At 64.3% G+C, this 25,822-nt stretch carries 19 protein-coding genes; 18 read left to right on the top strand and 1 reads right to left on the bottom strand.

Translation table 11 applies throughout. The annotated features are described in order from the left end of the window. Positions 1–23 precede the first annotated feature (23 nt). From NKJ15_RS01820 to NKJ15_RS01745, 16 genes are all read left to right on the top strand, one after another. Positions 24–2,090 carry a PAS domain-containing hybrid sensor histidine kinase/response regulator gene (locus NKJ15_RS01820; protein ID WP_352813849.1) on the top strand — a complete coding sequence of 689 codons (2,067 nt, stop codon included), beginning with the start codon at positions 24–26 and terminating at the stop codon, positions 2,088–2,090. Between the two features lie 150 nt (positions 2,091–2,240). Then, positions 2,241–3,740 (top strand): helicase HerA domain-containing protein, encoded by a 1,500-nt coding sequence (locus tag NKJ15_RS01815; RefSeq protein WP_352813848.1) that lies wholly within the window; start codon positions 2,241–2,243, stop codon positions 3,738–3,740. Positions 3,741–4,237: 497 nt separating this feature from the next. Continuing rightward, positions 4,238–5,344 carry an efflux RND transporter periplasmic adaptor subunit gene (locus NKJ15_RS01810; RefSeq protein ID WP_352470181.1) on the top strand — a complete coding sequence of 369 codons (1,107 nt, stop codon included), beginning with the start codon at positions 4,238–4,240 and terminating at the stop codon, positions 5,342–5,344. Next, positions 5,341–8,544, top strand: coding sequence for an efflux RND transporter permease subunit (locus NKJ15_RS01805; RefSeq protein ID WP_352540391.1), 3,204 nt, complete (start codon positions 5,341–5,343; stop codon positions 8,542–8,544). The genes NKJ15_RS01810 and NKJ15_RS01805 overlap by 4 nt, the downstream gene beginning before the upstream one ends. Positions 8,545–8,789: 245 nt before the next feature. Further along, positions 8,790–8,993: a hypothetical protein gene (locus NKJ15_RS01800; protein ID WP_352813847.1), complete on the top strand. Its 204-nt coding sequence runs from the start codon at positions 8,790–8,792 to the stop codon at positions 8,991–8,993. After that, the gene (locus tag NKJ15_RS01795; protein WP_254816075.1) at positions 8,990–9,589 is read left to right on the top strand and encodes an ANTAR domain-containing response regulator; all 600 of its coding nucleotides are present in this window, start codon (positions 8,990–8,992) and stop codon (positions 9,587–9,589) included. Before NKJ15_RS01800 ends, NKJ15_RS01795 begins: the two co-directional genes overlap by 4 nt. A gap of 2 nt (positions 9,590–9,591) precedes the next feature. Next, on the top strand, positions 9,592–10,830 hold the full coding sequence (locus NKJ15_RS01790; protein WP_352813846.1) for a CmpA/NrtA family ABC transporter substrate-binding protein: 1,239 nt from the start codon (positions 9,592–9,594) through the stop codon (positions 10,828–10,830). Positions 10,831–11,189: 359 nt separating this feature from the next. Next, positions 11,190–12,506 carry a CmpA/NrtA family ABC transporter substrate-binding protein gene (locus NKJ15_RS01785; RefSeq protein WP_352813845.1) on the top strand — a complete coding sequence of 439 codons (1,317 nt, stop codon included), beginning with the start codon at positions 11,190–11,192 and terminating at the stop codon, positions 12,504–12,506. A 74-nt stretch (positions 12,507–12,580) separates the two neighbouring features. Then, a complete protein-coding gene (gene ntrB, locus NKJ15_RS01780; RefSeq protein ID WP_352813843.1) occupies positions 12,581–13,477 on the top strand; it encodes a nitrate ABC transporter permease in 897 nt (298 codons plus the stop codon). Between the two features lie 11 nt (positions 13,478–13,488). Beyond that, complete coding sequence (locus tag NKJ15_RS01775) at positions 13,489–14,286, top strand: ABC transporter ATP-binding protein (RefSeq protein ID WP_352681456.1); 798 nt, start codon at positions 13,489–13,491, stop codon at positions 14,284–14,286. A 391-nt stretch (positions 14,287–14,677) separates the two neighbouring features. After that, positions 14,678–14,875 carry a twin-arginine translocation signal domain-containing protein gene (locus NKJ15_RS01770; protein WP_352469909.1) on the top strand — a complete coding sequence of 66 codons (198 nt, stop codon included), beginning with the start codon at positions 14,678–14,680 and terminating at the stop codon, positions 14,873–14,875. Between the two features lie 58 nt (positions 14,876–14,933). Beyond that, the gene (locus NKJ15_RS01765; protein ID WP_352540396.1) at positions 14,934–16,235 is read left to right on the top strand and encodes an MFS transporter; all 1,302 of its coding nucleotides are present in this window, start codon (positions 14,934–14,936) and stop codon (positions 16,233–16,235) included. 19 nt (positions 16,236–16,254) lie between these two features. Then, positions 16,255–18,705: a nitrite reductase large subunit NirB gene (nirB, locus tag NKJ15_RS01760; protein ID WP_023676296.1), complete on the top strand. Its 2,451-nt coding sequence runs from the start codon at positions 16,255–16,257 to the stop codon at positions 18,703–18,705. Positions 18,706–18,771: 66 nt separating this feature from the next. Next, complete coding sequence (nirD, locus tag NKJ15_RS01755) at positions 18,772–19,101, top strand: nitrite reductase small subunit NirD (RefSeq protein WP_023676297.1); 330 nt, start codon at positions 18,772–18,774, stop codon at positions 19,099–19,101. A gap of 3 nt (positions 19,102–19,104) precedes the next feature. Beyond that, a complete protein-coding gene (locus tag NKJ15_RS01750) occupies positions 19,105–21,936 on the top strand; it encodes a nitrate reductase (RefSeq protein ID WP_352813842.1) in 2,832 nt (943 codons plus the stop codon). A gap of 104 nt (positions 21,937–22,040) precedes the next feature. Continuing rightward, positions 22,041–22,526: a hypothetical protein gene (locus tag NKJ15_RS01745; RefSeq protein ID WP_352813841.1), complete on the top strand. Its 486-nt coding sequence runs from the start codon at positions 22,041–22,043 to the stop codon at positions 22,524–22,526. A gap of 27 nt (positions 22,527–22,553) precedes the next feature. On the opposite strand, the gene NKJ15_RS01740 is transcribed toward NKJ15_RS01745, so the two are convergent. Then, positions 22,554–23,585, bottom strand: coding sequence for a hydroxyacid dehydrogenase (locus NKJ15_RS01740; RefSeq protein ID WP_352813840.1), 1,032 nt, complete (start codon positions 23,583–23,585; stop codon positions 22,554–22,556). 175 nt (positions 23,586–23,760) lie between these two features. On the opposite strand from NKJ15_RS01740, the gene NKJ15_RS01735 reads away from it, so the two are divergent. Both NKJ15_RS01735 and NKJ15_RS01730 read left to right on the top strand, forming a co-directional pair. Beyond that, the gene (locus tag NKJ15_RS01735; RefSeq protein WP_352454833.1) at positions 23,761–25,197 is read left to right on the top strand and encodes an aldehyde dehydrogenase family protein; all 1,437 of its coding nucleotides are present in this window, start codon (positions 23,761–23,763) and stop codon (positions 25,195–25,197) included. A 37-nt stretch (positions 25,198–25,234) separates the two neighbouring features. Beyond that, positions 25,235–25,816, top strand: coding sequence for a DUF1349 domain-containing protein (locus tag NKJ15_RS01730; protein WP_352448444.1), 582 nt, complete (start codon positions 25,235–25,237; stop codon positions 25,814–25,816). Positions 25,817–25,822 lie beyond the last annotated feature (6 nt).

Here is a 25,822-nt window from a genome sequence, read left to right as displayed (position 1 = left end):
ACGGAGCAAGGAAGCTGGAGGTTATGGCGCCGGCAGCAGGGCCGGCAAAGGCGCGCATCCTGGCCGTGGATGACGACGAGCGCAATCTGCTGGCGATCGGCGAGGTTCTGGCCCCTATCGGTGAAGTCGTCTGCGTGCAGTCGGGCGAAGAGGCGTTGCGCGCACTGCTGAAGGAGGATTTCGCAGTCATCCTGCTGGATGTGCTGATGCCCCGGCTGGATGGCTACGAGACCGCGGGATTGATCCGCCAGCGCGAGCAATCCAGGCGAACGCCGATAATTTTTCTCACCGCCATCAACAAGGAAGACGCGCACATGCTGCGCGGCTACGACGCCGGCGCGGTCGATTACGTGTTCAAGCCTTTCGACCCGGCCATGCTGCGTTCCAAGGTCGCCGTGTTCGTCGAACTTCATGAGAAGACGCTGGAAATCCAGCAAAAGGCGGCTGCCGAGCAACGGCTGCTGGCCCAGGCACTGCAGGCGCAGAAGGAAAAGCTCGAGGCCGAGCGAGCCCTGCGCAGCGCCCAGGAGCGGCAGCATGCCATTTTGAGCTCTCTTCCGGTCTGCTTCCACGCAAGGGCGGCGGAGCCGCCGTTCGGCGCCAGCTTTGTCACCGAAGGGGTCGAACGCCTGACCGGCTTTCCTCCCGAACGCCTGACATCCGATCCAGGCTTCGGCCTGAGCCGGGTTCATCCCGACGATCTGCCGAGAGTGAGGGAGGTCCTGCTCGCAGCCAAGGCCGCCGGCTCCTACACCTGCGAATTCCGCTGGCAATGCGCCGACGGCAATTACCGGATTTTTCTCGACCAGGGCGTCCTGTCGAATGGCTCCGACGGCAAAGAGCCTGAGATCCTCGGCACGTTGCTGGACGTTACCGAGCGGCGCGAGCTTGAGAACCAGCTGCTGCAATCGCAGCGCCTCGACGCGATCGGCAAGCTTACCGGCGGGCTGGCGCATGATTTCAACAATCTGCTTGCCGCAATTCTCAGCGGATTGGGATTGCTCGAGCGCCACGCCGAGTTCGATGGACAGACCAGGCAGGTTCTGGAACTGACACGCCGGTCGGCAAAACAAGGCGCCGAGCTCGTCAACCGCATGCTTGCGTTCTCGCGCCGCCAGACGCTGAGGCCGCAGGCCGTGCGCCTCGCCGCGCTCGGCGATACAATGAACGGGTTGGTGGCCCCGGTCCTGGGCGGCCTGATCCGTTTCGATTGGCTTGTCGACGACACTGTGTGGCCGGCGCATGTCGATGCCAGCCAGCTGGAGCTCGCGCTGATGAACCTGGTCTTCAACGCGCGCGATGCCATGCCGTCCGGCGGCACGATAATCGTGGAGGCGCAAAATCGAACGCTAGGCCGTGCAGCCGAGGATATTTCGGCGGGCGACTATGTCGTGGTCACCGTCAAGGACACCGGGTCGGGCATACCGGCTGACATTCTCGCCAAGGTCGTCGAACCGTTCTTCACCACAAAACCGGTCGGCAAGGGCACTGGCCTCGGTCTGAGCACGGTGCATGGTTTCGTCAAGCAATCGGGCGGCACGCTTCGCATTGAAAGCACCGTCGGCAGTGGAACATCCGTCCAGCTCTGGCTGCCGCGTTCAATCGAGCGTCCGGTCGAAATCCCCGAGAAATCCGATGCCGACGACAGCGTCGTGAATGCCGGCGAGGACTATCCATCGGTCCTGCTGATCGACGACAGCAACGTACTGCGGGAACTGACGGCGCAATCGCTTCGCCAACACGGCTTTGCGGTTACCTGTGCCGCGGGCGGTGCCGAAGCGCTGGCGATGATCGAGCGCGCGCCGTACGATTTCGATGTCATCGTCACCGATTTTGCCATGCCGCTCGTCTCGGGCCTGGAGGTCATTCGGTTCGCCCGCAATCTGCGGGCCGATTGGCCGGCGGTGATGATAACCGGATATGCCGATGCCGACGCGATCGCCGGCCGGCCCCCCGACGTGCCGCTGCTCGGCAAACCGCTGCGCGATAAGGATCTGGTGGAGAGCATTCTTGCAGCGGCCGCGCGCGCCGGCTCGCAGAAAGCCAGGCAGGCCCAGCCGGTGAAAGGCGGGTACCGGTTTTCGACCTGAGGAGACAAGCCTCATCGAATCGAAACGGTACGTTCCGTATCCTCGATCGTCCGCGACATCCAGCCTGTGCGCAACACGGAGCGCCGGCCATGCCGCGCTCGACGGGCTGTGATGCGATTGATAAGCCCTCTCCGCAAGGAGAGTCGAGACATGACCGTTGCGATCGAGATGGGCCAGACGAGCGCAGGCGCCCCGGCGGCGCTGGATCTCGAGGAGCTGCTGGCGACCCGCCTTTTGGTGCAGGGCAATTCGGGCTCCGGCAAGTCCCACCTGCTGCGCCGGCTCTTGGAGCAGAGCGCGCCCTGGGTGCAGCAGACCATCATCGACCCCGAAGGCGACTTCGTGACGCTGGGCGACCGTTTCGGCCACCTGGTGATCGACGCCGAGGAGCATACCGAGCGCGGCCTGCAGAGCGCCGGCGAGCGGGCGCGCATCCACCGCGTCTCCACGGTGCTCAATCTCGAGGGGCTCGACGCCGAGAACCAGATGCGGCGCGCCGCCGCCTTTCTCGGCGGGCTTTTCGAGGTCGCCCGCGACCACTGGTACCCGATGCTGGTGGTGGTTGACGAAGCGCAGCTGTTCGCGCCGGCTGTCGCCGGCGAGGTTTCCGACGAGGCGCGCAAGCTCTCGCTCGGCGCCATGACCAATTTGATGTGCCGCGGCCGCAAACGCGGGCTGGCCGGCATCATCGCCACCCAGCGGCTGGCCAAGCTTGCCAAGAACGTCGCGGCCGAGGCTTCCAATTTCCTCATGGGCCGGACCTTTCTCGATATCGACATGGCGCGCGCCGCCGACCTGCTCGGCATGGAGCGGCGCCAGGCGGAGGCTTTTCGCGACCTCGAGCGCGGGCAATTCATGGCGCTCGGCCCGGCGCTGTCGCGCCGTCCGCTGGGCTTGCGGATCGGCCCGACCGATACAAGTCCGCGCAACGCGACCCCGCGCCTGATGCCGCTGCCGGAATCGGCGTTGGAGGACGCGCGCGCGATCATCCTGGCGGCCCCGCCGCCCGAAACCGTCCGGCCGCAGCGCCGGTCGTCGCCGGACCTGCTCGACCAGCTGATGGCGGCGAAATCGGCGGCGCTGGAAATCCGCCCCGAAGCGGTGGAGCCGCCGATCAGCGCCGAGGATTTGGCGGAGCGCCGCGAGCGCGTCGACCGGGTGCTGCGCGCCGTGCTGGCGCAACCCGATGCCGGCTTCCGGGTCATCGGCGTGCTTTATCAGGAGTTCGTGGTCCGCTGCCGCATCGAGGGCCTCGCCTCGGTCGTGCCGGACCTGCCGGAGTTCCGCCGCATGCTGACCCGCGCCCGCGCCGGCCTCGGCTCCGACATGGCAGGCGATGACGCATGGCAGGACGTCTCGGCGCGCGCCTCGCTGCTCCCCGAGGACATGCAAGGCGTGTTCATGATGATCGCCCGCGCCGCCAAGGAAGGCTGGCCCTGCCCGAGCGACGCGGCGATCGCCCGCGCCTACGGCTCGCACTCGCTACGCCGCGCCCGGCGCCTGCTGATATATATCGAGGAGCAGGGGCTGATCGTCTGCCAGCTCGACGGGGTTGGAAGGCGGACGGTGACGCTGGTGGAGCTCGCCTGGGCGACCGCGCCGGGCGATCCCAATGCAGAGGACGCGGAGCAGGGGAGGTTGGTGGTGTAAGGGCTGACGCGGTTTGGGCGAAAGCTGACGTCGCTCAACATCAGCAAGCGCCAGAGTGTTCATCGCCGAACCAGTACTCAGACGTCGCGTTTGGGGCCGATAGCGAAATGGCGGCTTTAACGTTTGAAGAAGGATTGCGGACGTTCAGCCCGACGGGACCAAGGTCTGTTCCCAGGTCTTAGCCGCCCCCTCTCAATGGCATCCCCGGACCGCCCGGTGGATCTGCATCGCAAGTGGCGGGTGGCGGGGCAGCCACAGGGTGGACATTTCAGCCCACATCGAAAATGATCATGTTGCCATGCACAACACTGTAGTGCTCTGATTTCGACGAAAAGCCTGAGCGTAGAAGCGGATCAATCGACCTCCGGGTCCAGCGAGCGAGGACGCAAATGGACACCCAAGAGAATGGGCAATTGCATCGCGACGCGGGCGGGCGACCCTGTCGATCGGCCGGCTGGCTTACCCGCGCCGCCGTGTCGGCGGCATTCCTGCTCGGCATGGCTTTCAGCAGCACTGCGTTTGCGCAGGACCAACAGTTACCCGTGGTGACGGCGGCCAAGCCGGTGGTCCGTGAAATCGTCGAAGACGACGAGTTCGTCGGGCGCTTCGAAGCCCTCGACCAGGTCGCCATCCGTTCGCGCGTCAGCGGCTATCTGGACAAGGTCAGCTTCCAGGACGGCGCACTGGTCAACAAGGGCGACCTGCTCTTCACCATCGATCAGCGTCCGTACCAGGCGGCTTATGATGCCGCCAAGTCGCAAGTGGACGTCGCCAAGAGTCTGCTCGAATTCTCCAAGATGCAGCTGGATCGCGCCGACGAACTCGCCAAGACCGGCAATATCTCAACCGCGACGGTCGACGACCGCCGGCGGGAATACCTTTCGGCGCAGGCGCAGATGCAGGGCGCGACGGCTGCGCTGACGACGGCCAGACTGAACATGGAATTCACCGAGATCAAGGCGCCCTTGTCCGGCCGCATCGACCGCCGGCTGGTGTCGGTCGGCAACCTCGTGCAGCCGGATTCCACCTTGCTGACGACCATCGTTACGCGCGATCCGATCGACTTCTATTTCGACGTCGATGAGCGCCTGTATTTCAGCTACGCCCGCGACGCGAAGGAGCGCGGCGGCAGCATGCAGGAAGGCGCCGGCGGGCTCGAGGTGGTGGTTCGCGTCGCCGACCGCGCGGAGGCGGTATTCAAAGGCAAGCTCGATTTTGCCGAGAACCGGATCGACAACGCGACCGGCACCATGCGGGTGCGTGCAAGGTTTCCCAACGCCGACGGCATTCTCCAGCCAGGCATGTTCGGACGCATCAACGTGCCGGGGTCGCTGCCGCATAGCGGCGTGCTGGTGCCCGACGAGGCGATCGGCGCCGATCAGGATCGCCGCATCGTGTTCCTGGTGGATGAGGCCGGGATGGTGTCGGCGAAGCCCGTGCGCACCGGCCCGCTTCTCGACGGCTACCGGGTGATCCGCCAGGGCCTGACCGGCGATGAGACGATCATCGTCAACGGGCTGATGCACGCCAGGCCCGGCACCAAGGTCAAGGTCGAGATGGTGACGTTGCCGCCCAGGGCCGAGACCGCCGAGTTGCAGCAATGAGGTTCGCACATTTCTTCGTCGACCGTCCGATCTTCGCATCGGTCGTTTCGATCGTCCTGCTGATCCTCGGCGGGATTGCTTATACCCAGCTGCCGGTCGCGCAATATCCCGAGATCGCGCCGCCGACCATCGTCGTTCGCGCCCAGTATCCGGGCGCCGACGCCGAGACGGTCGCAGCGACGGTGGCAACGCCGATCGAGCAGGAGATCAACGGCGTCGAGGGCATGCTCTACATGTCGTCCTATTCGTCGGGCGACGGGGCGATGGCGCTGACCATCACCTTCAAGCTGGGCACCGATCTCGACCAGGCGCAGGTGCTGGTGCAGAACCGCGTGTCGGTCGCCGAGCCACGCCTGCCCGAAGAAGTCCGCCGCCTCGGCATCACCACCACCAAGACCTCGCCCGACCTGATGATGGTCGTGCACATGCTGTCGCCCGACAATACCTACGACCAACTCTACGTCTCGAACTACGCCCGCTCGCGGGTGCGCGACATATTGCTCAGACTAGACGGCGTCGGCGACCTCATCATCTTCGGCGAACGCGAATATTCGCTGCGCATCTGGCTCGATCCGGAAAAACTGTCCGCCCTGGGGATGACCTCGGGCGATGTGGTGCAGGCGCTGCGCGACCAGAATGTCCAGGTGTCGGGCGGCTCGATCGGCGCGCCGCCGACCAGCACCGGCACGGCGTTCCAGTACACGGTCACAACGCAAGGCCGCTTCAACGACGCACGCGACTTCCGATACGTGATCGTCAAATCGACCGACGACGGCCGCCTGATCTCGCTCCAGGACGTGGCGCGCATCGAGCTCGGCGCCAAGGATTACGTCACCAACTCCTATCTCAACGGCAAACCGGCGGTGGCGCTCGCCATCTTCCAGCGGCCGGGCACCAATGCGCTCGCCGCAGCCGCGGAGATCCAGGACAAGATGAAGGAGCTTTCCCGCGACTTCCCGAAGGGGTTGAGCTACGACATCGTCTACAATCCGACCGAGTTCGTCGCCGAGTCGATCCAGGAGGTCTACAAGACGATCCTCGAGGCGATGCTGCTGGTCATCATCGTCATCATCGTCTTCCTGCAATCGTGGCGCATGGCGATCGTGCCGATCGTGGCGATTCCCGTGTCGCTGATCGGCACGCTGGCGGTACTTTACGCCGCCGGCTTCTCGCTCAACATGCTGACGCTGTTCGGCCTCGTTCTGGCGATCGGCATCGTCGTCGACGATGCGATCGTCGTGGTCGAAAACGTCGAGCGCAATATCGCCAGAGGGCTGGCGCCCAGTCCGGCGTCGCACCTGACCATGGACGAAGTCGGAACGGCCGTCATCGCGATCTCGCTGGTGTTGATAGCCGTGTTCGTGCCGACAGCCTTCATCCCCGGCATTTCTGGGCAGTTCTATCTGCAGTTTGCTATCACCATCGCGGTGTCGACGGCGATCTCGGCATTCAATTCGCTGACGCTTTCGCCGGCGCTGGCCGCACTGCTGTTCAAGCCGCATCACGCCGCGGCGGCGCCGCCGCGCTTTTTCCTGGCGCGGTTCGGACGGGCGCTCGCCGACGGCTTCAATCGCGGCTTCGACAGGGTCGCCCATTGGTATTCGAGCATTATCCGCGTGCTGGTCGGCTCGTGGATAACGATGGCCGCCATGCTGGCCGTTTTCGCGGCCCTCATCTACGCCACGGTCTACATGGTGCAGGCGGTGCCGCGCGGTTTCATTCCGTCGCTTGACCAGGGCTATGCGATCGTCGTCGTCCAGTTGCCGGACGGCGCTTCGCTGTCGAGGACCGATTCGGTCATCCAGCAGGCGTCGCAGATCATCCAGAAAACGCCAGGCGTCGATTACGCTGTCGCCTTCGCCGGCTTCTCCGGCGCGACCTTCACCAACGCCAGCAACGCGGGCGTGATCTTCGCCAGGTTCAAGCCGTTTGACGAGCGACTGAAAGCCGGCCAGTCGGCGACCCAGGTCATCGGCAATCTGTTCGGCAGCCTGCAAAGCATCAAGGAAGCCTTCATTATCGCACTGCCACCGCCGCCGATCCGCGGCGTCGGCAATGCCGGCGGCTTCAAGCTGCAGATCCAGGAGCGCAACAGCGCCGACATGCGGCAGATCCTGGCGCTTGCCTACGAAATCGCCGGCAAGGCCAACAAGACGCCGGGGCTGACGGGCGTGTTCACCACCTTCTCCGCGTCGAGCCCGCAATTCTTCCTGGCGATCGATCGCGACAAGGCGCGCATCCTGAACGTGCCGATCCCCAACATCTTCGAGACGCTGTCGATCAATTTGGGCACCGCCTACGTCAACGACTTCAACGCGTTCGGGCGCGTCTACCAGGTGCGGGCGCAGGCCGACCAGGCGTTCCGCCTCGATCGCGCCGACATCTTGAAACTGAAGGTGCGCTCGGCGACCGGCGCGCTGGTTCCGCTCGGCACGTTGATCGAGATCCGCGACGTCACCGGCCCGGCGCTGGTCCAGCGCTACAACATGTACGTCTCAGTGCCGCTGCAGGGCAACGCCGCGCCCGGCGTTTCCACGGGCGACGCGCTGGCATTGATGGAAGGGATCACGGCAAAGACGCTGCCGGCCGGTACCTCCTATGAATGGACCGAGCTCGCCTACCAGGAGCGCAACACCGGCAATGCCGCTGTCTATATCTTCGGACTGTCGGTGCTGTTCGTGTTCCTGGCGCTGGCGGCGCAATATGAAAGCTGGGTGCTGCCGTTCGCCATTGTGCTGGTGGTGCCGCTCGGCGTGCTCGCGGCGTTGCTCGGCGTGTCTTTCCGAGGGCTGGACAACAACATCCTCGTGCAGATCGGCCTCATCGTGCTGATCGGGCTTGCCGCGAAGAACGCGATCCTGATCGTCGAATTCGCGCGGCAGGCGCAGGAACGCGGGCTGTCGGCCGCCGAGGCTGCCGTCGAAGCCTGCCGGCTCAGGCTGCGGCCGATCCTGATGACCGCCTTCTCGTTCATCCTCGGCGTCGTGCCGCTGATGATCGCAACGGGACCGGGCGCAGAAATGCGCCAGTCGCTCGGCACCGCGGTATTCTCCGGCATGCTCGGCGTCACCTTCGTCGGCCTGTTCCTGACGCCGGTGTTCTACGTCACGCTCAGGTCGCTGTTTTCACGGCGCAAGCCCCGTGCCGAGGCCGAACCTTCGGGGCCGGCAGAGGCGCCATCGGAGACGGCCGCCGAGTAGGGTTACGAATTCGCCGCGTCGAGCGCGGTTATCACTCCAGAAAATCGGCGCGGCGCGGCAACGGCTACGATCTGCGCAACCTCGGCGTCGAGGTGCCGCGGTGACCCTGCTCGGTCTGATCCAGCCTGACAGCCGCATCCAGTTCAGCGAGACGGTGCCGGGCGGCCAGGCCAATGCGATCTTCTATCTGGTCGACCAGGCGGGGCTTGAGGGCGCAACCGCGACCTCCGGAGTCCTCGCTTGCGATGTCTGCTTCCGCCCGACGCGATCACCGTGCGCCGACAGACCTGCAGGCAGCCGATCAGGCGGGTGCCGGCGCCCGCGGCGTCAAGTTCGTCGCGCCGGCCGTCGTCCAATTCCTCAGGCGGCGCCTGGACGCCGGCTTTGTTTCCGTGAATCTCGCCATGCCGCATTGCACAATCGTCTCGCCTGCGCAAAATGCGGCATGATCCGCAAATCCCTCACTGTTCTGGTGATCGATGAAAACCACATCCGCGCTTCGATAATCGAAGCGGGATTGCGGGAGGCTGGGCATCAGCAGGTCACGGTCATCCACGACGTCGCCGGCATCGCGCGGCGGATCGCCGAGATCGAACCCGACGTGATCGTCATCGATCTCGAAAATCCCAACCGCGACATGCTCGAAAACATGTTCCAGCTTTCGCGCGTGGTGAAGCGGCCGATCGCCATGTTCGTTGATCGCTCGGACCAGGCCTCGATCGAAGCCGCGGTTGAAGCCGGAGTGTCGGCTTATGTCGTCGACGGCCTGCGCCAGGAGCGGGTCAAGCCGATCCTCGACATGGCAATCAGTCGCTTCAACGCCTTCTCGCGCATGGCGCGCGAACTGGAAGAAGCCCGCAGCGAGTTGGAGAGCCGCAAGGTGATCGATCGCGCCAAGGGCATCCTGATGAAATCGCGCGGCCTGTCAGAGGACGCGGCCTACACGCTGCTGCGCAGGACAGCCATGAACCAGAACCGCAAGATCGCCGAAATCGCGCAGAGCCTGGTGACGGCGGCAGGACTTCTGGATCCCGAGGAGAGTTGAGAATGGCGGCCGAGCACCGGATCAATGCTGGCTTCATGCCGCTCTTCGACAGCGCCATCCTTGTCGCGGCGAAGGAAATCGGCTTTGCTTTGCGCGAAGGAATCGAGCTCACCCTCAACCGGGAAACGTCCTGGGCCAACATCCGCGACCGCATCGCCATCGGCCACTTCGATCTGGCGCACATGCTGGGGCCGATGCCGATCGCCTGCAATCTGGGGCTGACGCCGCTCGCCTCCGATACCCTCGTGCCGTTCTCGCTCGGCCTCGGCGGCAATTGCGTGACGGTTTCGAACGCGGTCTGGGCCGGTATGGCCGCGCACGGCGCCCAACCTGATCTCGATCCGGCGCGGGCCGGCAAGGCATTGCGAGCGCTGATTCGCGAACGGGCGAATGGCGGCGGCGATCCGCTGCGCTTCGCCGTCGTCCATCCGCATTCCGGGCACAATTACGAATTGCGCTACTGGCTCGCCGCCTGCGGCATCGACCCGTCGCGTGAAATCGAGATCGTCATCGTGCCGCCGCCATTCATGGCCGACGCGCTCGCCGCCGGCAGGATCGACGGCTACTGCGTCGGCGAACCTTGGAACAGTGCCGCGGTCGTCGCCGGCACCGGCCGCATCGCCACGGTCAAGGCGGCCATCTGGAAGACCAGCCCGGAGAAAGTCGTTGGCGTGCGCAAGGCATGGGCGGAAAGAGAGCCGGACGCGCTTTCAGCCCTGCTGCGTGCGCTTCATCACGCGGCGCGCTGGTGCCAGGATCCGGCAAACCGTGACGAACTCGCGGCCCTGATGGCGCAGCCGGCCTTCCTCGGGCTTGCGCCGGCGCTGCAGATGCCGATTCTCAGCGGGCATCTGGCGCTCGGCGGCGGCGCCGAACTCACCGTCGGTGACTTCTTTCTGCCCTTCAACAAGGCGGCGAACTTCCCGTGGAAGAGCCATGCGCTGTGGTTCTACACGCAGATGGTGCGCTGGGGGCATGTCCCGCACACGCCGGAAAACCTCGCTATTGCCCGCGACTGCTACCGCCCCGATCTCTACCGCTCGGCGTTGAAGCCGCTTGGCGTGGCGCTTCCCGGTGCCAATGCCAAGGTCGAGGGCGCGCTGAAGGCCGCGACTCCGGTCGGTTCGGCGGGGGCAAGCCTGGTGCTCGGTCCCGATGGCTTCTTCGATGGCCAGATATTCGATCCCGACGAGATCGACGCCTACATTGCCGGCCAGAAATTGGCGCGCGCTGAGGCCTGATCATTTCTCCGGCATTCTTGTGCGCTGCACAAAAAATGTGCGTGCAACTGCGCTAATGAACAATCCTTGGCTTGCTCGCCCAGCGGGCCGGCGCGCCGAAGATTGTGGCATGCCGTTGATCTCATTGATGTTTGTCACCCATTCCGAAACTGGCACGGTTCCTGCTTTGTAATAGGCAGACTCTTCTCGGGTCACGGAATAGGCGTCCAATGGCGGGCGCTACAGGCAAAGCTGCCGCTCAGGTCAACACGCGATCCCGGATGGACGGACGCGCGCGGCCTGGCCGGCGGCTTTTTTTGTTTTGGTCGAACACGCAATCGACGGCGCCGATCCCAAGCCGCGCCCAACCGGAGATGACGATGACGAAAAGCACCAATAGCCATTCCGCCCAAACGGCGATCAGCCGCCGGGATTTCCTGAGGATCAGCGCGGCCACCGCGGCAACGCTGGCCGCGGCGCGTGCGCTGCTGCCCTCCGGCGCCTATGCGGCGCCCGCCGCGCCGGAAGTCACCGGCGCCAAGCTCGGCTTCATCGCATTGACTGATGCAGCACCGTTGATGATCGCCAAGGAGAAAGGCCTGTTCGAGAAATTCGGCATGCCCGATGTCGAGGTGCTCAAGCAGGCCTCCTGGGGGGCGACGCGCGATAATCTGGTGCTCGGCGGCGAAGCCAACGGCATTGACGGCGCCCATATCCTGACGCCGATGCCTTATCTGATGCACACCGGCAAGGTGACGCAAAACAAGCAGCCACTGCCGATGGCGATCGTGGCGCGGCTCAACTACGACTGCCAGGGCATTTCCGTCGCCCAGGAATATGCCAGCACCGGCGTCGGCCTCGACGCCTCCAAGCTGAAGGACGCCTTCGCTGCGAAAAAGGCCGCAGGCAAGGAGGTGAAGGCCGCCATGACCTTCCCGGGCGGCACGCACGATCTTTGGCTGCGCTACTGGCTGGCTGCCGGCGGCATCGATCCCGACAAGGACGTCTCGACCATCGTCGTGCCGCCGCCGCAGATGGTCGCCAACATGAAGGTCGGCAACATGGACGTGTTCTGTGTCGGCGAGCCGTGGAACGAGCAACTCGTCCACCAGAGCGTCGGCTTCACCGCCGCCACCACCGGCGAACTGTGGAAGGGCCATCCGGAAAAGGCGCTCGGCCTGCGCGCCGCCTTTATCGACAAGTACCCGAACGCCACCAAGGCGATCCTGATGGCCGTCATGGAAGCCCAGCAATGGTGCGAGGCAAAAGAAAACAAGGACGAGATGGCCGCCATCATCGGCAAGCGGCAGTGGATGAACGTGCCGACTGCCGACATCATCGGCCGCCTCAAGGGCGACATCAACTACGGCAATGGCCGCGTCGCCAACGGCACCGACCTCTATATGAAGTTCTGGAAGGGCGGCGTGTCCTATCCCTTCAAGAGCCACGACAGCTGGTTCCTCGCCGAAAATATCCGCTGGGGCAAGTTCGCGCCGACCACCGACATCAAAGCACTGGTCGGCCAAGTAAACCGTGAGGATCTGTGGCGCGAGGCGGCCAAGGATCTTGGTGTCGCCGCGGCCGATATTCCGGCGTCTACGTCGCGAGGCACTGAAACCTTCTTCGACGGCAAGATATTCGATCCGGTGAACCCGTCGGCCTATCTCGACAGCCTGAAAATCAAGGTGTCGGCCTGAGCCTGACAGGGATGCGCGGCAGGCGGTGGCAGCGCCGCCTGCCTTGCACCTGCCGCCAAGGAGTTTTTCGAGAAATGTCTATCCAAGCCATCGAGGACCGCAAGGTGAAGCCGTTCCCCGCACCGGCCAAGCCCGCCGAGGTCATCGCCTTGACCGCCAGGGCGCGGCGCCGCTTCGACCCGGCCGCGGTCGCCGCCAAGCTGGCCAGCACGCTGGTGCCGCCGGTCATCGTCATCACCATTATGCTCGTCGTCTGGCAGGTCGCCTGTTCGTCGCCCACGGCCAGCCTGCCACCGCCGAGCCAGGTGTGGAACGAGGCCTATGACCTGATCGCCCACCCGTTCTTCGACAATGGCCCGCAGGACATCGGACTCGCCTGGCGGGTGCTGATGTCGCTGCAGCGCGTCGCCATGGGCTTCGGCCTGGCAGCAATCGTCGGCGTCGCGCTCGGCGCGCTCGTCGGCCAGTCGATCTGGACGATGCGCGGTCTCGATCCGGTCTTCCAGATCCTGCGCACGGTGCCGCCGCTCGCGTGGCTGCCGCTGTCGCTGGCGGCGTTCCGCGATTCCAGCCCGTCGGCGATCTTCGTCATCTTCATCACCTCGATCTGGCCCATCATCATCAACACCGCGGTCGGTGTCCGCAACATCCCCGAGGACTACCGCAACGTCGCCCGTATCCTCCGGCTCAACCAGTTCGAGTTCTTTGTGAAGATCATGGTGCCGGCGGCCGCGCCCTACATCTTCACTGGCTTGCGGATCGGCATCGGCCTGTCCTGGCTCGCCATCGTCGCCGCCGAAATGCTGACCGGCGGCGTCGGCATCGGCTTCTTCATCTGGGACGCGTGGAACTCGTCGCGCCTGCCCGACATCATTGTCGCGCTCGCCTATATCGGCATCACCGGCTTTTGCCTCGACCGCCTGGTCGCGGCGGTCGGCGTCTTCGTCACCCGCGGCACAACGGCAAAGTGAGGAGAGGGACGATGACGGCCTATCTGAAACTCGACCACATCAACAAATCCTTCGCCCGCGGCAGCCAGGTCAGCGACGTGCTGAAGGACATCCGGCTGACTATCGACAAGGGCGAATTCGTCTCGATCATCGGCCATTCCGGCTGCGGCAAGTCGACCTTGCTCAACCTGATCGCCGGCCTGACCAAGGTCTCGGCCGGCGCCGTCCTGCTCGAAGACAAGGAGGTCGACAGCCCCGGCCCGGAACGCGCCGTGGTGTTCCAGAACCACAGCCTGCTGCCTTGGCTCACCGTCTACGAAAACATCAACCTCGCGGTATCCAAGGTCTTCGGCGGCAAAAAGAGCCGGGCCGAGCGGCATGAATGGATCATGCGCAATCTCGATCTCGTGCAGATGGCGCATGCCAAGGACAAACGTCCGGCCGAGATTTCGGGCGGCATGAAGCAGCGCGTCGGCATCGCCCGGGCGCTGGCCATGGAGCCGAAGATCCTGCTGCTCGACGAGCCCTTCGGCGCGCTCGACGCGCTGACCCGCGCGCATCTTCAGGACGCGGTGATGGATATCCATTCGAGGCTCGGCTCGACGACGATCATGATCACTCACGATGTCGACGAGGCGGTGCTGCTGTCCGATCGCATCGTCATGATGACCAACGGGCCGGCGGCCACCATCGGCGAGGTTCTTCCCGTGCCGCTGGCCCGGCCGCGTCGGCGCATTGAGCTTTCCTCCGACCGCACCTTCCTGCGCTGCCGCGAGGCGGTGCTGAAATTCCTCTACGAACGCCACCGCTTCGTCGAAGCCGCGGAGTAAGGCCATAATTGGAAACTCGTCATCATCATTGGCAAATCTGCATCGGCAATGGGCAATCTACCGCATTGCACAAATATTATGCTGCTGTGCAAGGCATTTTGACTAATCTTTGATCCGCTGCCGAGCTTGGTCAAAAGTCGCGCGGCTGCGGTTCATATTGATTTCATTCTATAATTAAGAGCGCTGTCGAATTGGCACGCTTCCTGCTTTCCAAAATGTAGGGTCCGCAAGGGCCAAGTGACACGGCGTCCAATGGCGGGCGCCACAGGCAAAGCTGCCGCTCAGGTCCACACGCGCTCCCGAAATCCCGGACGCGAAGACCTGGCCGGCGGCTTTTTTGTTTTGACGCAATCGACACGCTGGTCCCAAGCGGCGCCAACCGGAGACGACGATGACGAAACGGATCGGAACTGGCGCGTCCCTCGCGGACTTCACGCGCCGCGATTTTCTGGCCGCCAGCGCGCTGACGGCGGCGCTGTTCACCGCCGCGCTCCTCCTCTTTCCCGCCGGCGCCAAGACTGACGGCAAGGGTCTTGAAGTGACCGCGCAAAGGTCGGTTTCAACCAGTTCGCCGATGCTGCGCCGCTGACAGTCGCGAACGAACAGACAAGGGCGGTGCCTCCCACGCCGCAAACCGGAGCCAGAAAATGACCGCAAATCTCCCAGCCGCGCCCAGCCAGGACAGCGCTCCCCGGCAGGCGCTTGCCATGTCCACCATCGCCTTCACCGTCTGCTTCGCGGTGTGGACGATCTTTTCAATCATCGGCGTGCGCATAAAGCAAGAGCTGGGGCTGAACGAGACGGAGTTCGGCCTGCTCGTCGGCACGCCGATCCTCACCGGCTCGCTCGTGCGTATGGTGCTCGGTGTCTGGACCGACCGTTTTGGCGGACGGCTGGTATACACCGCGACCATGCTTGCGGCGGCGGTCGCGACCTTTCTGCTCGCTTTTGCGCACACCTACGGGCAGATGCTGGTCGCCGCACTAGGCGTTGGGCTCGCCGGCGGTTCCTTCGCCGTCGGTGTCGCCTATGTCTCGCGCTTCTTCCCGGCCGGCAAGCAGGGTACGGCGCTTGGCATTTTCGGTGTCGGCAATGTCGGCGCCGCCGTCACCAAGTTCCTGGCACCGTTCGTGCTTCTCTCCTGGGGCTGGCAGTCGGTCGCGCTGATCTGGGCGGCAGCACTCGTCGTCATGGCCGCCGTCTTCTGGTTCACGACTGGCGACGATCCGGTCATCCGCGAGCGCCGCGCCGGCAAGGCAGCGCCCAAGAGAAGCTTCTTGCAGGAATTCGCGCCGCTCAAGAACCTGCAGGTCTGGCGCTTCGCCTTCTATTATTTCTTCGCCTTCGGTGCGTTCGTGGCGCTCTCGCTGTGGCTGCCCCGCTACCTGATCGGCGTCTACGGCTTCGGGCTTGCGACCGCCGGCATGATCGGCGCGGCCTATTCAATACCGGCAAGTATTTTCCGCGCCTATGGCGGCGTGCTTTCCGACCGGATCGGCGCCCGCACCGTGCTCTACTGCACCTTCGCTGTCAGTGCCGTCGCGACTCTCGTTCTGTCTCTCCCCTCGGCAGACTACGTCGTGCGCGGTATCAGCGGGCCGATCGCCTTCCATTTCGAGATCGGCCCGCTCGCCTTCATAGCCGTTGCCTGTGTGCTCGGCTTCTTCATGAGCCTCGGCAAGGCCGCCGTCTACAAGCACATCCCGGCCTACTATCCGCAGAGTGTCGGCGCGGTCGGCGGCGTTGTCGGCATGATTGGCGGGCTCGGCGGCTTTGTCCTGCCAATCGCCTTCGGCGTGCTCAACGACCTCACCGGCGTCTGGTCGAGCTGCTTCATGCTGCTCTTCGTCATCGTCGCCACCTGCTTTGCCTGGATGCATCTTTCCATCCGGCGGATGGAGCGCACGGCGCCTGCCGAAGCTTCAGGCCTTTCCTACGCGGCTGAGTGAGAGCGGAGTGGATCAGGACATGACCGAGAAACTCGTCATCATCGGCAACGGCATGGCCCCCGGGCGCATGCTGGAGCATCTCCTGGAAAAGGCGCCTGGGCGCTACCAGGTCACCATCTTCAACGCCGAGCCGCGCGTGAACTACGACCGCATCATGCTGTCGCCGGTTCTGTCGGGCGAAAAGGCCTATGAGGAGATCATCATCCATGGCGACGGCTGGTACATCAAGCACGGCATCACCCTCTACAAGGGCCACAAGATCGTCGCCATCGACCGGCAGGCAAAGACCGTCACCTCCGATCATGGCGTGACCGAGCCCTACGACAAGCTCGTCATCGCCACCGGCTCGGTGCCGTTTATCATTCCGGTGCCAGGCCATGATCTGCCCGGCGTGCTCACCTATCGCGATCTCGACGACGTCCGGGCGATGATGCTTGCCGCCCAGTCGCGGGCCAAGGCGGTCGTCATCGGCGGCGGCCTGCTCGGCCTGGAAGCGGCTGCGGGTCTGAACGCGCAGGGCATGGACGTCACCGTGCTGCACGTCATGCCGACTCTGATGGAGCGTCAGCTCGATCCGGCCGCCGGATATCTCCTGCAGCGCGCCGTCGAGCAGCGCGGCATCAAGGTCATCACCAAGGCCAACACCCAGGCGATCACCGGCAACGGCAAGGTCGAGCGGGTGGAGCTTGCCGACGGCACAGTCATTCCCGCAACGCTCGTCGTCATGGCGGTGGGCATCAGGCCGAATGCGGCGCTGGCGAAGGAAGCCGGCATTGCGGTCAATCGCGGCATCGTCGTCGACGCCGGCATGCGCAGCAACGATCCCGATATCTACGCAATCGGCGAATGCGCCGAGGTCAACGGCCAGGTCTACGGGCTGGTCGCGCCGCTCTACGAGATGGCGCGCGTCGCCGCCAGCCATCTGGCCGGCAATGAGGCGGCGGCTTTCGTCCACATGGACACGCCGACTAAGCTCAAGGTCACCGGCATCGAGCTGTTCTCTCTCGGCGACTTCGCCGAGGGCGATGACCGCCAGGAGATCGTGCTGCGCGATGCCGCGGCCGGTGTCTACAAGCGCCTGGTACTCAAGGACGACCGCATCATCGGCACCGTGCTCTATGGCGAGACGGCGGACGGCGCCTGGTTCAACGACCTCAAGAAGAAGCAGACCGACATATCCGAGATGCGCGATACGCTCATCTTCGGCCAGTCCTACCAGGGAGGCGCCCCCCTGGACCCTATGGCGGCCGTTGCAGCCTTGCCGGATGATGCGGAAATCTGCGGTTGCAACGGCGTATGCAAGGGAAAGATCACCGGCGCGATCACGGCCAGGGGCTTGACCTCGCTCGACGATGTGCGCGCCCACACCAAGGCATCGGCCTCCTGCGGCTCCTGCACCGGGCTGGTCGAAAAGCTGATGGTGCTGACCATCGGCGACAAATACAACCCCGCGGCGGTCCAGCCGATGTGCAGCTGCACCGCGCTTGGCCATGACGAGGTCCGCCGGCTGATCAAGGCCAAGGGCCTGAAGACCATTCCCGCCGTCATGCAGGAACTGGAGTGGAAGACCTCCTGCGGCTGCGCCAAATGCCGGCCGGCGCTCAACTATTATCTCGTCTGCGACTGGCCCGACGAATACGCCGACGATTACCAGTCGCGCTTCATCAACGAGCGCGTCCACGCCAACATCCAAAAGGACGGCACCTACTCGGTAGTGCCGCGCATGTGGGGCGGCGTCACCAACGCCGCCGAATTGCGCGCCATCGCCGACGTCGTCGACAAGTTCGAGATCCCGATGGTCAAGGTCACCGGCGGCCAGCGCATTGACATGCTCGGCATCCGCAAGGAAGACCTGCCGGCGGTATGGGCCGATCTCGGCCAGGCCGGCTTCGTCTCCGGCCACGCCTATGCCAAAGGACTGCGCACGGTGAAGACCTGTGTCGGCTCGGACTGGTGCCGCTTCGGCACGCAGGATTCGACCGGCTTGGGCATCCGTATCGAAAAATTCATGTGGGGCTCGTGGACCCCGGCCAAGGTCAAGATGGCGGTGTCGGGCTGTCCGCGAAACTGTGCCGAGGCGACCTGCAAGGATGTCGGCGTGATCTGCGTCGATAGCGGCTACGAGATCCATTTCGCCGGCGCCGCCGGTCTCGACATCAAGGGCACCGAAGTGCTCGGCCTGGTCAAGACCGAGGACGAGGCGCTGGAGCATATCGTGGCGTTGACGCAGATGTATCGCGAGCAGGGTCGCTATCTTGAGCGTATCTACAAATGGGCCAAGCGCGTCGGCATAGCTGAGATCAAGCGTCAGATCATGGACGATGGCGAGAAGCGCAAAGCCTATTTCGACCGCTTCGTCTTTTCGCAGAAATTCGCCCAGGTCGACCCATGGTCGGAACGTGCTTCCGGCAAGGACAAGCATGAATTCCGGCCGATGGCTTCGGTCGGCTTTGCCCAGGCGGCGGAGTAGGCGCGTGTTCCCGAAAAGTGGAATGCGGTTTTCGGACAAGAACACGCGCAAAAGAGGAATGGCCACATGAATTGGGTATCGATCGGCACGCTCTCGGACATTCCGCGTCGCGGCGCGCGCTGCGTCGCCACGCCGGAAGGAAAGATCGCCGTCTTTCGCACGGCCGACGATCAGGTCTTTGCCATCGACGACCATTGCCCGCACAAAGGTGGGCCGCTCAGCCAGGGCATCGTCCATGGCACGGCGGTGACCTGTCCCTTGCACAATTGGGTGATCTCGCTGGAGACAGGCAAGGCGCTCGGCGCGGACGAGGGCGCGGTGCGCACCATTGCGGTGCGGATCGACGGCGAGCGGCTGTTCATTGCGCTGGAAGCGCTGGCCAGCCGCGCGGCGTGAACCATGCAGATTGATGAAGCGCGCGAGGTGAGGACCACCTGCCCCTATTGCGGGGTGGGTTGCGGCGTGCTGGCGAAGGTCGCCGCGGACGGTGAAATAACCGTTCGCGGCGACCCGGACCACCCGGCGAATTTCGGCCGGCTCTGCTCCAAAGGCTCGGCGCTGGCTGAGACCATCGATCTCGACGGCAGGTTGCTATACCCGGAGATCCACGGTCGCCGCACCGACTGGGACGAAGCGCTCGACCTTGTCGCTTCGACCTTCTCGCAAACCATTGCCGAACACGGCCCTGGTTCGGTCGCCTTTTATGTTTCCGGCCAGTTGCTGACCGAGGACTATTACGTCGCCAACAAGCTGATGAAAGGCTTTATCGGCTCGGCCAATATCGACACCAATTCGCGCCTGTGCATGGCCTCGTCGGTCGCCGGCCACCGCCGCGCCTTTGGCTCGGACACCGTTCCGGGAAATTACGAGGATCTGGAACTTGCCGACCTGATCGTGCTGGTCGGCTCCAATCTCGCCTGGTGCCATCCTGTACTCTACCAGCGCATTGCCGCCGCCCGGGAAAAGCGGCCCGAGATGAAGGTGGTGCTGATCGATCCTCGCCGCACCATGACCTCAGACATCGCCGACATGCATCTGGCGATCGCGCCCGATGGTGACGTCGCTTTGTTCACCGGCCTGCTCGCCTATCTCGGCCAGCACAACGCGCTGGACCGCACCTATATCACGGCGCACACGACCGGCTTCGGGCAAGCGCTTTTCGCCGCCTCGGCGCTCGATCTTGCCGGCATCGCGGCTGCCACGGGTCTCAGTGAGGACGAACTGGCCCGCTTCTACAGCCTGTTCGCCGCGACGGCGAAGACGGTGACCGTCTACAGCCAAGGCGTGAACCAGTCGTCTTCGGGCACCGACAAGGTCAACGCCATCATCAACTGCCATCTGGCCACCGGCCGCATAGGCCAGCCCGGCGCCGGGCCGTTCTCGGTGACCGGCCAGCCCAACGCCATGGGCGGCCGTGAGGTCGGCGGCATGGCCAACATGCTGGCCGCCCACATGGAGATCGAAAACCCCGAGCACCGCGAACGCGTGCAGCGCTTCTGGAATGCCCCAACCGCCGCCGAAAAACCCGGCCTGAAAGCGGTCGAGATGTTCCAAGCGGTGGCCGACGGACGCATCAAGGCGCTGTGGATCATGGCCACCAACCCCGTCGATTCGATGCCGGACGCCGATGCCGTCGAGGCGGCGATCAAGGCCTGCCCGTTTGTCGTGGTGTCGGACGTGCTGGCCAAGACCGACACGGTCCGCCACGCCCATGTCCGGCTGCCGGCCACCGCATGGGGCGAAAAGGATGGCACCGTCACCAATTCGGAGCGCCGCATCTCGCGCCAGCGAGCCTTTTTGGCCACGCCTGGTGAGGCAAGGCCAGATTGGTGGATCATCGCTGAAGTCGCCAAGCGGATGGGCTTCGGCGAGGCTTTTTCGCATGTGTCGCCGGCCGACATCTTCGCCGAGCATGCCGCGTTGTCGACATTCGAGAATGACGGGGCACGCGATTTCGACATCGGCGCCTACGCCGGGATCGATGCAGGGACGTATGAGGAGTTGGCGCCATTCCAATGGCCAGCGCCGAGCCAGGGAACCCCCCTCTGGCCTGGCGGCCATCTCCCTCTCAAGGGGGGAGATTGGATGTCGCCACCGGTTTCGCCAATCGTTGCCATTGCTGAAAAGGCGGTGCCGGCAAAACTGTCAATCTCCCCCCTTGAGGGGGAGGTGGCCGGCAGGCCAGAGGGGCGCGCGCGGCGCCAGCTGGAGGACAAAAGCACCCGCTTCTTCGCCAACGGCAATTTCTACACACCCGACGGCAAGGCACGCTTCATTGCCATCCGCCCAGCCGCACAAACCCGCACCAGCCCGGACTTCCCGCTGGTGCTCAACACCGGGCGCGTGCGCGACCATTGGCACACCATGACGCGGACCGGCAAGAGCCCGCGCTTGTCGCAGCACATGGCCGAACCGTTCGTCGAAATCCACCCGTCGGATGCGCAGCACTTCGGCATCGGCGATGCCGAGATCGTCCGCGTCTCGACTGCCCATGGCGAGGTGCTGGTCCGCGCCCTGGTGACGGTGCGCCAACGCCAAGGCTCTGTATTCGTTCCGATGCACTGGACCGATCAGTTCTCCGGCCGCGCGCGCGTCGATGCACTGGTCGCGCCGACGACCGATGCGATTTCAGGCCAACCGGCCTCGAAGAATGTTGCCGCCCGCATCGAGCGGTTCGCCGCCACAGCCTTCGGCTTCGCCGTGCTTGCCGAACGGCCCGCATCGATCGACGCCGATTACTGGAGCCTCGCCCGCGGCCCCGCCGGCTGGCGGCTTGAAATTGCGCTGCAGGACAGCCGCGACTGGACCGGGTTTGCCGCCGCGCTATTAGGCATGGAAGGCGAGACGCTCGCCTATCACGACATCGCCGGCGGGCACCATCGCTTCGCCCGTTTCGCAGGCAATAGGCTGGTCGGCGCGCTCTATCTTGCGCCAACCCCGGTGGCGGTGTCGCGCGGCTGGGCAGTCGAACAACTTGGCGCTGACCATGCCAATCGGCAGGCGCGGCTGGCGATTGTCGCCGGGCGGCCGGGCGGCAACAGCGTCGACCGCGGTGCCATCGTCTGCGCCTGTTTCGGGGTTGGTGCCAACCAGATCGCGGAAGCGGTACGCGGCGGCTGTACCAGCGTCGCGGCAATCGGCGCCGTCCTTCACGCCGGCACCAATTGCGGCTCTTGCCGCGCCGAGATCAAGACCATTATCGACGGGCGGCGTCTGCAAGCTGCGGAGTGAATGCGCCGAGAAACTCTGCCGTGCCGCCGCATGATGCTTACTAGCAATTTACAAACCATGGGCTACCAACGTTCTGACTTCGATTCGCTCGGAACGGGAGCCTCATGAGCAAAGCCCTGACCTCATTCGCGCTTGCCGCCGCGCTGGCGGCCTTGCTGATGGCGCTCTGCCTGATGGTGGCCAGGCATGGCTATCCCTATGGCGCGATCGGTGCCAAGCGCTTGAGCGACATCGCCGATGCGGGGACGTTCATTCCGCTCGCGGCGATCTATTTTTTCAGCGCACTGCTGATGATGGTTCTGCCGATCAGGCTCGCTGGCATCGTCCTGACACATGCCGCCGATGCGATCTTCTGGACGGTCATATTGTTGTTTGCGGTCATCGTTGGATGTCTCGCCGCGAGATTTGCTTTCGGTCAGCGCGATGTGCTCCCGGCACTGCTGAACTGGCGGTTCCTGTTTGTCGCAGCCGTCGTCGGATGCCATCTCTTCATCAACGAGCTGCGCCGGAACATCCTGTTGCGAAGCCTGTTCTTCGTCGTCTTCGCCGCAGCGACACTGGCCTGCCTGTTTTGGTCCTTCACCATCTGAGCATGTGCGACCCGTCGGGCAGACGGCCTAATTCTTGTCGACCGGCTTCGAACGCATTCGCGAAACGGTCTCACGCTCGGCCCGCTTCGAACGCATCGGCGGCAGGCCGCGGTCGACCAGGTCCATGTCTTCCAGCACCATGTCGCCCATCCGCTTGAAAGCGATGTCGAGCGCACCGGCCCGGTGGGCGGAGCGCAGGAACCCCGGCAATGTGCGGACCGGGTGATCCTGGCCAAGCGGCTCCTCAGGAAAAACATCGCTGGCGGCGACGATATGGCCGCTGCGGACGATGTCCATCAGCGCCGGGAAATCGACCACGCCGGCTCGGCTGAGCAGGATGAAAGCGGCTCCCTTGCGCATCCTGGCAAACGCCTCGGCGCCGAGGAAGCCCTGGTTTTCGCTAGTCACCGAAGCGACAACGAAGACGAAATCGCTGTTCGACAGAACGTCGTCGAGAGAGGCGGGCTCGACGCCGTTTTCGATCAGGATCGACGGCGGCAGCCACGGGTCGAAGACTTTTGTCCGCGTGCGAAAGCCTGACAGCAACCGGTTGAGCGCACGGCCAAGATCGCCGAAGCCGATAATGCCGACATCCGCGCCGGAAAGAAGCCGCGCCGCCCGGTTGCCGTCGCCGCCCCACAGCTCCTTGCCCTGACGAAATGCGAGATCGGCGTCGACGATGCCGCGGGCGAGGTTGAGCGCCATGGCAAGGCCGAGCTCGGCCACCGGTTCGGCAAACACCAGCCCGGTGGTGACGACATGGATGCCGCGCGAAAACAGCGTCTCGTAGGGCATGTTATTGATGAGGTTGCTCTCGACATTGAAGATGCAGCGCAGCGCCTTCATTCTTTCCAGCGTCTCCGGCGCGATAGGTGGCTGACCGACGATGTAGCGCGCCTCGGCAAGGATATCGGCCGGCAGCGCCGCCACCGCTTCGGGCGATATTTCGATGATGCGGTATTTCGATCGAAATTTCGCCAGCGCAGCCGGCGTGAAGATCAGGTCGAGCGTGCGCGGTTCGGGTGCGCTGATCACCAGCGGCAAGGCGCTGTCGGACATGATGATTTCCTCCCGTGCGATCCGCGTCGCACCACACTAGAATCGTCTTCCCCGCCCCGACACCTATCACATGCCTGTCGAGGAGGAGAAGTTTGCCTGGCTTCGGCCTTGCGGTGCGGCGGTCGGTGGTCCAGATAGACGGCGATCGAAGGACGACAAGGAAGACAGCGACATGATCCCGTTTCGAAAGAACCTCATCGATGGAGAGTGGGTAGGCGATGCCGGCTCCCGTAACATCAACCCGTCCAATCTCGACGACGTGGTCGGCGAATATGCATCGGGAGGCGCCGAGCACGCCCGGCAGGCCATCGCGGCGGCGAAGGCGGCATTTCCGGCGTGGTCCCGATCGGGCCTGCTGGCCCGCCATGCGGTGCTGAGGAAGGCGTCGGACGAGATCACCGCGCGGAAAGATGAAATTGGCCGGGCGTTGGCGCGCGAGGAAGGCAAGACGCTGGTCGAGGGCATCGGCGAGACTGTCCGCGCCGCCCAGATATTCGACTTCTTCGCCGGCGAGACGCTGCGCCTGTCGGGCGAGCTGGTGCCGAGCGTGCGGCCCGGCGTCGGCGTCGAGATCACCCGTGAAGCGGTCGGCGTCGTCGGCATCATCACGCCGTGGAATTTCCCGATCGCCATTCCGGCTTGGAAAATCGCTCCGGCGCTGGCCTACGGCAACACCATCGTCTTCAAGCCGGCGGAACTCGTTCCGGAGAGCGCCTGGACTATTGTCGACATCCTGCACCGCGCCGGGCTGCCCAAGGGTGTGCTTAACCTGGTGATGGGCAAAGGTTCGGTGGTCGGCCAGGCCATGCTCGACAGTCCTGACCTCAACGCGATCACCTTCACCGGATCGGTCGGCACCGGCAAGCGCGTCGCCGCCGCCAGCGTCGAGCACATGCGCAAGTTTCAGCTCGAAATGGGCGGCAAGAACCCGCTTGTCGTGCTCGACGATGCCGACCTTGCCGTCGCTGTCGACTGCGCCATCAACGGTGCCTACTTCTCGACCGGCCAGCGCTGCACGGCGTCGTCCCGGCTGGTGGTGACGGACGGCATTCACGACCGCTTCGTCGAGGCGCTCAAGGACCGCATGGCCAAGTTGGTCGTCGGCGACGCTCTCGATGCCAAGACCCAGATCGGGCCGGTTGTCGACCAGAGCCAGTTGAAACAGGACGAGGACTATATCGCCATCGGACGTCAGGAAGGTGCCGATCTCGCCTTCGGCGGCGAGCGGCTCGATCGTGAAACCCGCGGCTTCTATTTGCAGCCGGCGCTGTTCACCGAAACCACCAACGCCATGCGCATCTCGCGCGAGGAGATTTTCGGACCGGTCGCCAACGTCATCCGCGTCAAGGATTATGACGAGGCGCTGGCGGTGGCCAACGACACGCCGTTCGGCCTGACCTCCGGCATCTGCACCTCGAGCCTCAAGCATGCCACGCACTTCAAGCGCAATTCGGAAGCCGGCATGGTCATGGTCAATCTGCCGACGGCGGGCGTCGACTTCCACGTGCCTTTCGGCGGGCGCAAGGGATCGAGCTACGGCCCGCGCGAGCAGGGCCGCTATGCCGCAGAGTTCTACACCACGGTGAAGACCGCTTACACGTTTGCCGGCTAAGAAAAGGCGGCAGACCAGCCAGGCAGCGAGCAAGTCGATGGCATCTGAGAATACGGACCTGACCTGGCTCAATCCGCCGCCGCACCACGCCTTCGGCAACAATACGGTGCATGTACGGACCGGCGAGGAGACCGACTTCTGGCGCGAGACGTTCTACGGCTTCTGGCGCGACAATGGCCATTTCCTCTATCGTGAGGTCGAGGGCGATTTCAGCGCCGAAGTCACGGTCAAGGGGCACTATGAGGTGCTTTACGATCAGGCCGGGCTTATGGTCCGCCTGAGCGAGACGCACTGGATCAAGGCCGGCATCGAATACACCGACGGGCTGATGTATTTTTCCGTCGTCGTCACCAACGATGCCTCCGACTGGTCGCTGGCCAGCATTCCGGCCGATCCGGACGGGGTCAGGATCCGCATGACCCGCCATGCCGAGACGATCCGCGTCCAGTATCGCGACCCATCTGACAAGCACTGGAAACCGGTGCGGCTTGCCTATTTCCCCCCGTCGAAAACGGTCGATGTCGGCATGATGTGCTGTTCGCCGCAGCGCGAGGGCTTCGAAGTGACATTCAGCGACTTTTCGATCGGCCCGCCGATCTCGCGGGAACTTCACGACTGAGGCGCC

This window comes from Mesorhizobium sp. M0207, assembly GCF_040321995.1.
Classification (GTDB): Bacteria; Pseudomonadota; Alphaproteobacteria; order Rhizobiales; family Rhizobiaceae; genus Mesorhizobium.
The sequence above is the reverse complement of the archived record's forward strand: the minus strand, read 5'-3'. Positions and strand labels throughout refer to the sequence as shown.

Coding starts and splice junctions, on each gene's coding strand:
- NKJ15_RS01765 (WP_352540396.1), top strand. CDS start 14,934: ATGACCGCAAATCTCCCAGCCGCGCCCAGCCAGGACAGCGCTCCCCGG.
- NKJ15_RS01805 (WP_352540391.1), top strand. CDS start 5,341: ATGAGGTTCGCACATTTCTTCGTCGACCGTCCGATCTTCGCATCGGTC.
- nirD (WP_023676297.1), top strand. CDS start 18,772: ATGAATTGGGTATCGATCGGCACGCTCTCGGACATTCCGCGTCGCGGC.
- NKJ15_RS01745 (WP_352813841.1), top strand. CDS start 22,041: ATGAGCAAAGCCCTGACCTCATTCGCGCTTGCCGCCGCGCTGGCGGCC.
- NKJ15_RS01730 (WP_352448444.1), top strand. CDS start 25,235: ATGGCATCTGAGAATACGGACCTGACCTGGCTCAATCCGCCGCCGCAC.
- ntrB (WP_352813843.1), top strand. CDS start 12,581: ATGTCTATCCAAGCCATCGAGGACCGCAAGGTGAAGCCGTTCCCCGCA.
- NKJ15_RS01785 (WP_352813845.1), top strand. CDS start 11,190: ATGACGAAAAGCACCAATAGCCATTCCGCCCAAACGGCGATCAGCCGC.
- NKJ15_RS01770 (WP_352469909.1), top strand. CDS start 14,678: ATGACGAAACGGATCGGAACTGGCGCGTCCCTCGCGGACTTCACGCGC.
- NKJ15_RS01775 (WP_352681456.1), top strand. CDS start 13,489: ATGACGGCCTATCTGAAACTCGACCACATCAACAAATCCTTCGCCCGC.
- NKJ15_RS01790 (WP_352813846.1), top strand. CDS start 9,592: ATGGCGGCCGAGCACCGGATCAATGCTGGCTTCATGCCGCTCTTCGAC.
- NKJ15_RS01795 (WP_254816075.1), top strand. CDS start 8,990: ATGATCCGCAAATCCCTCACTGTTCTGGTGATCGATGAAAACCACATC.
- NKJ15_RS01810 (WP_352470181.1), top strand. CDS start 4,238: ATGGCTTTCAGCAGCACTGCGTTTGCGCAGGACCAACAGTTACCCGTG.
- NKJ15_RS01815 (WP_352813848.1), top strand. CDS start 2,241: ATGACCGTTGCGATCGAGATGGGCCAGACGAGCGCAGGCGCCCCGGCG.
- NKJ15_RS01740 (WP_352813840.1), bottom strand. CDS start 23,585: ATGTCCGACAGCGCCTTGCCGCTGGTGATCAGCGCACCCGAACCGCGC.
- nirB (WP_023676296.1), top strand. CDS start 16,255: ATGACCGAGAAACTCGTCATCATCGGCAACGGCATGGCCCCCGGGCGC.
- NKJ15_RS01800 (WP_352813847.1), top strand. CDS start 8,790: ATGTCTGCTTCCGCCCGACGCGATCACCGTGCGCCGACAGACCTGCAG.
- NKJ15_RS01820 (WP_352813849.1), top strand. CDS start 24: ATGGCGCCGGCAGCAGGGCCGGCAAAGGCGCGCATCCTGGCCGTGGAT.
- NKJ15_RS01750 (WP_352813842.1), top strand. CDS start 19,105: ATGCAGATTGATGAAGCGCGCGAGGTGAGGACCACCTGCCCCTATTGC.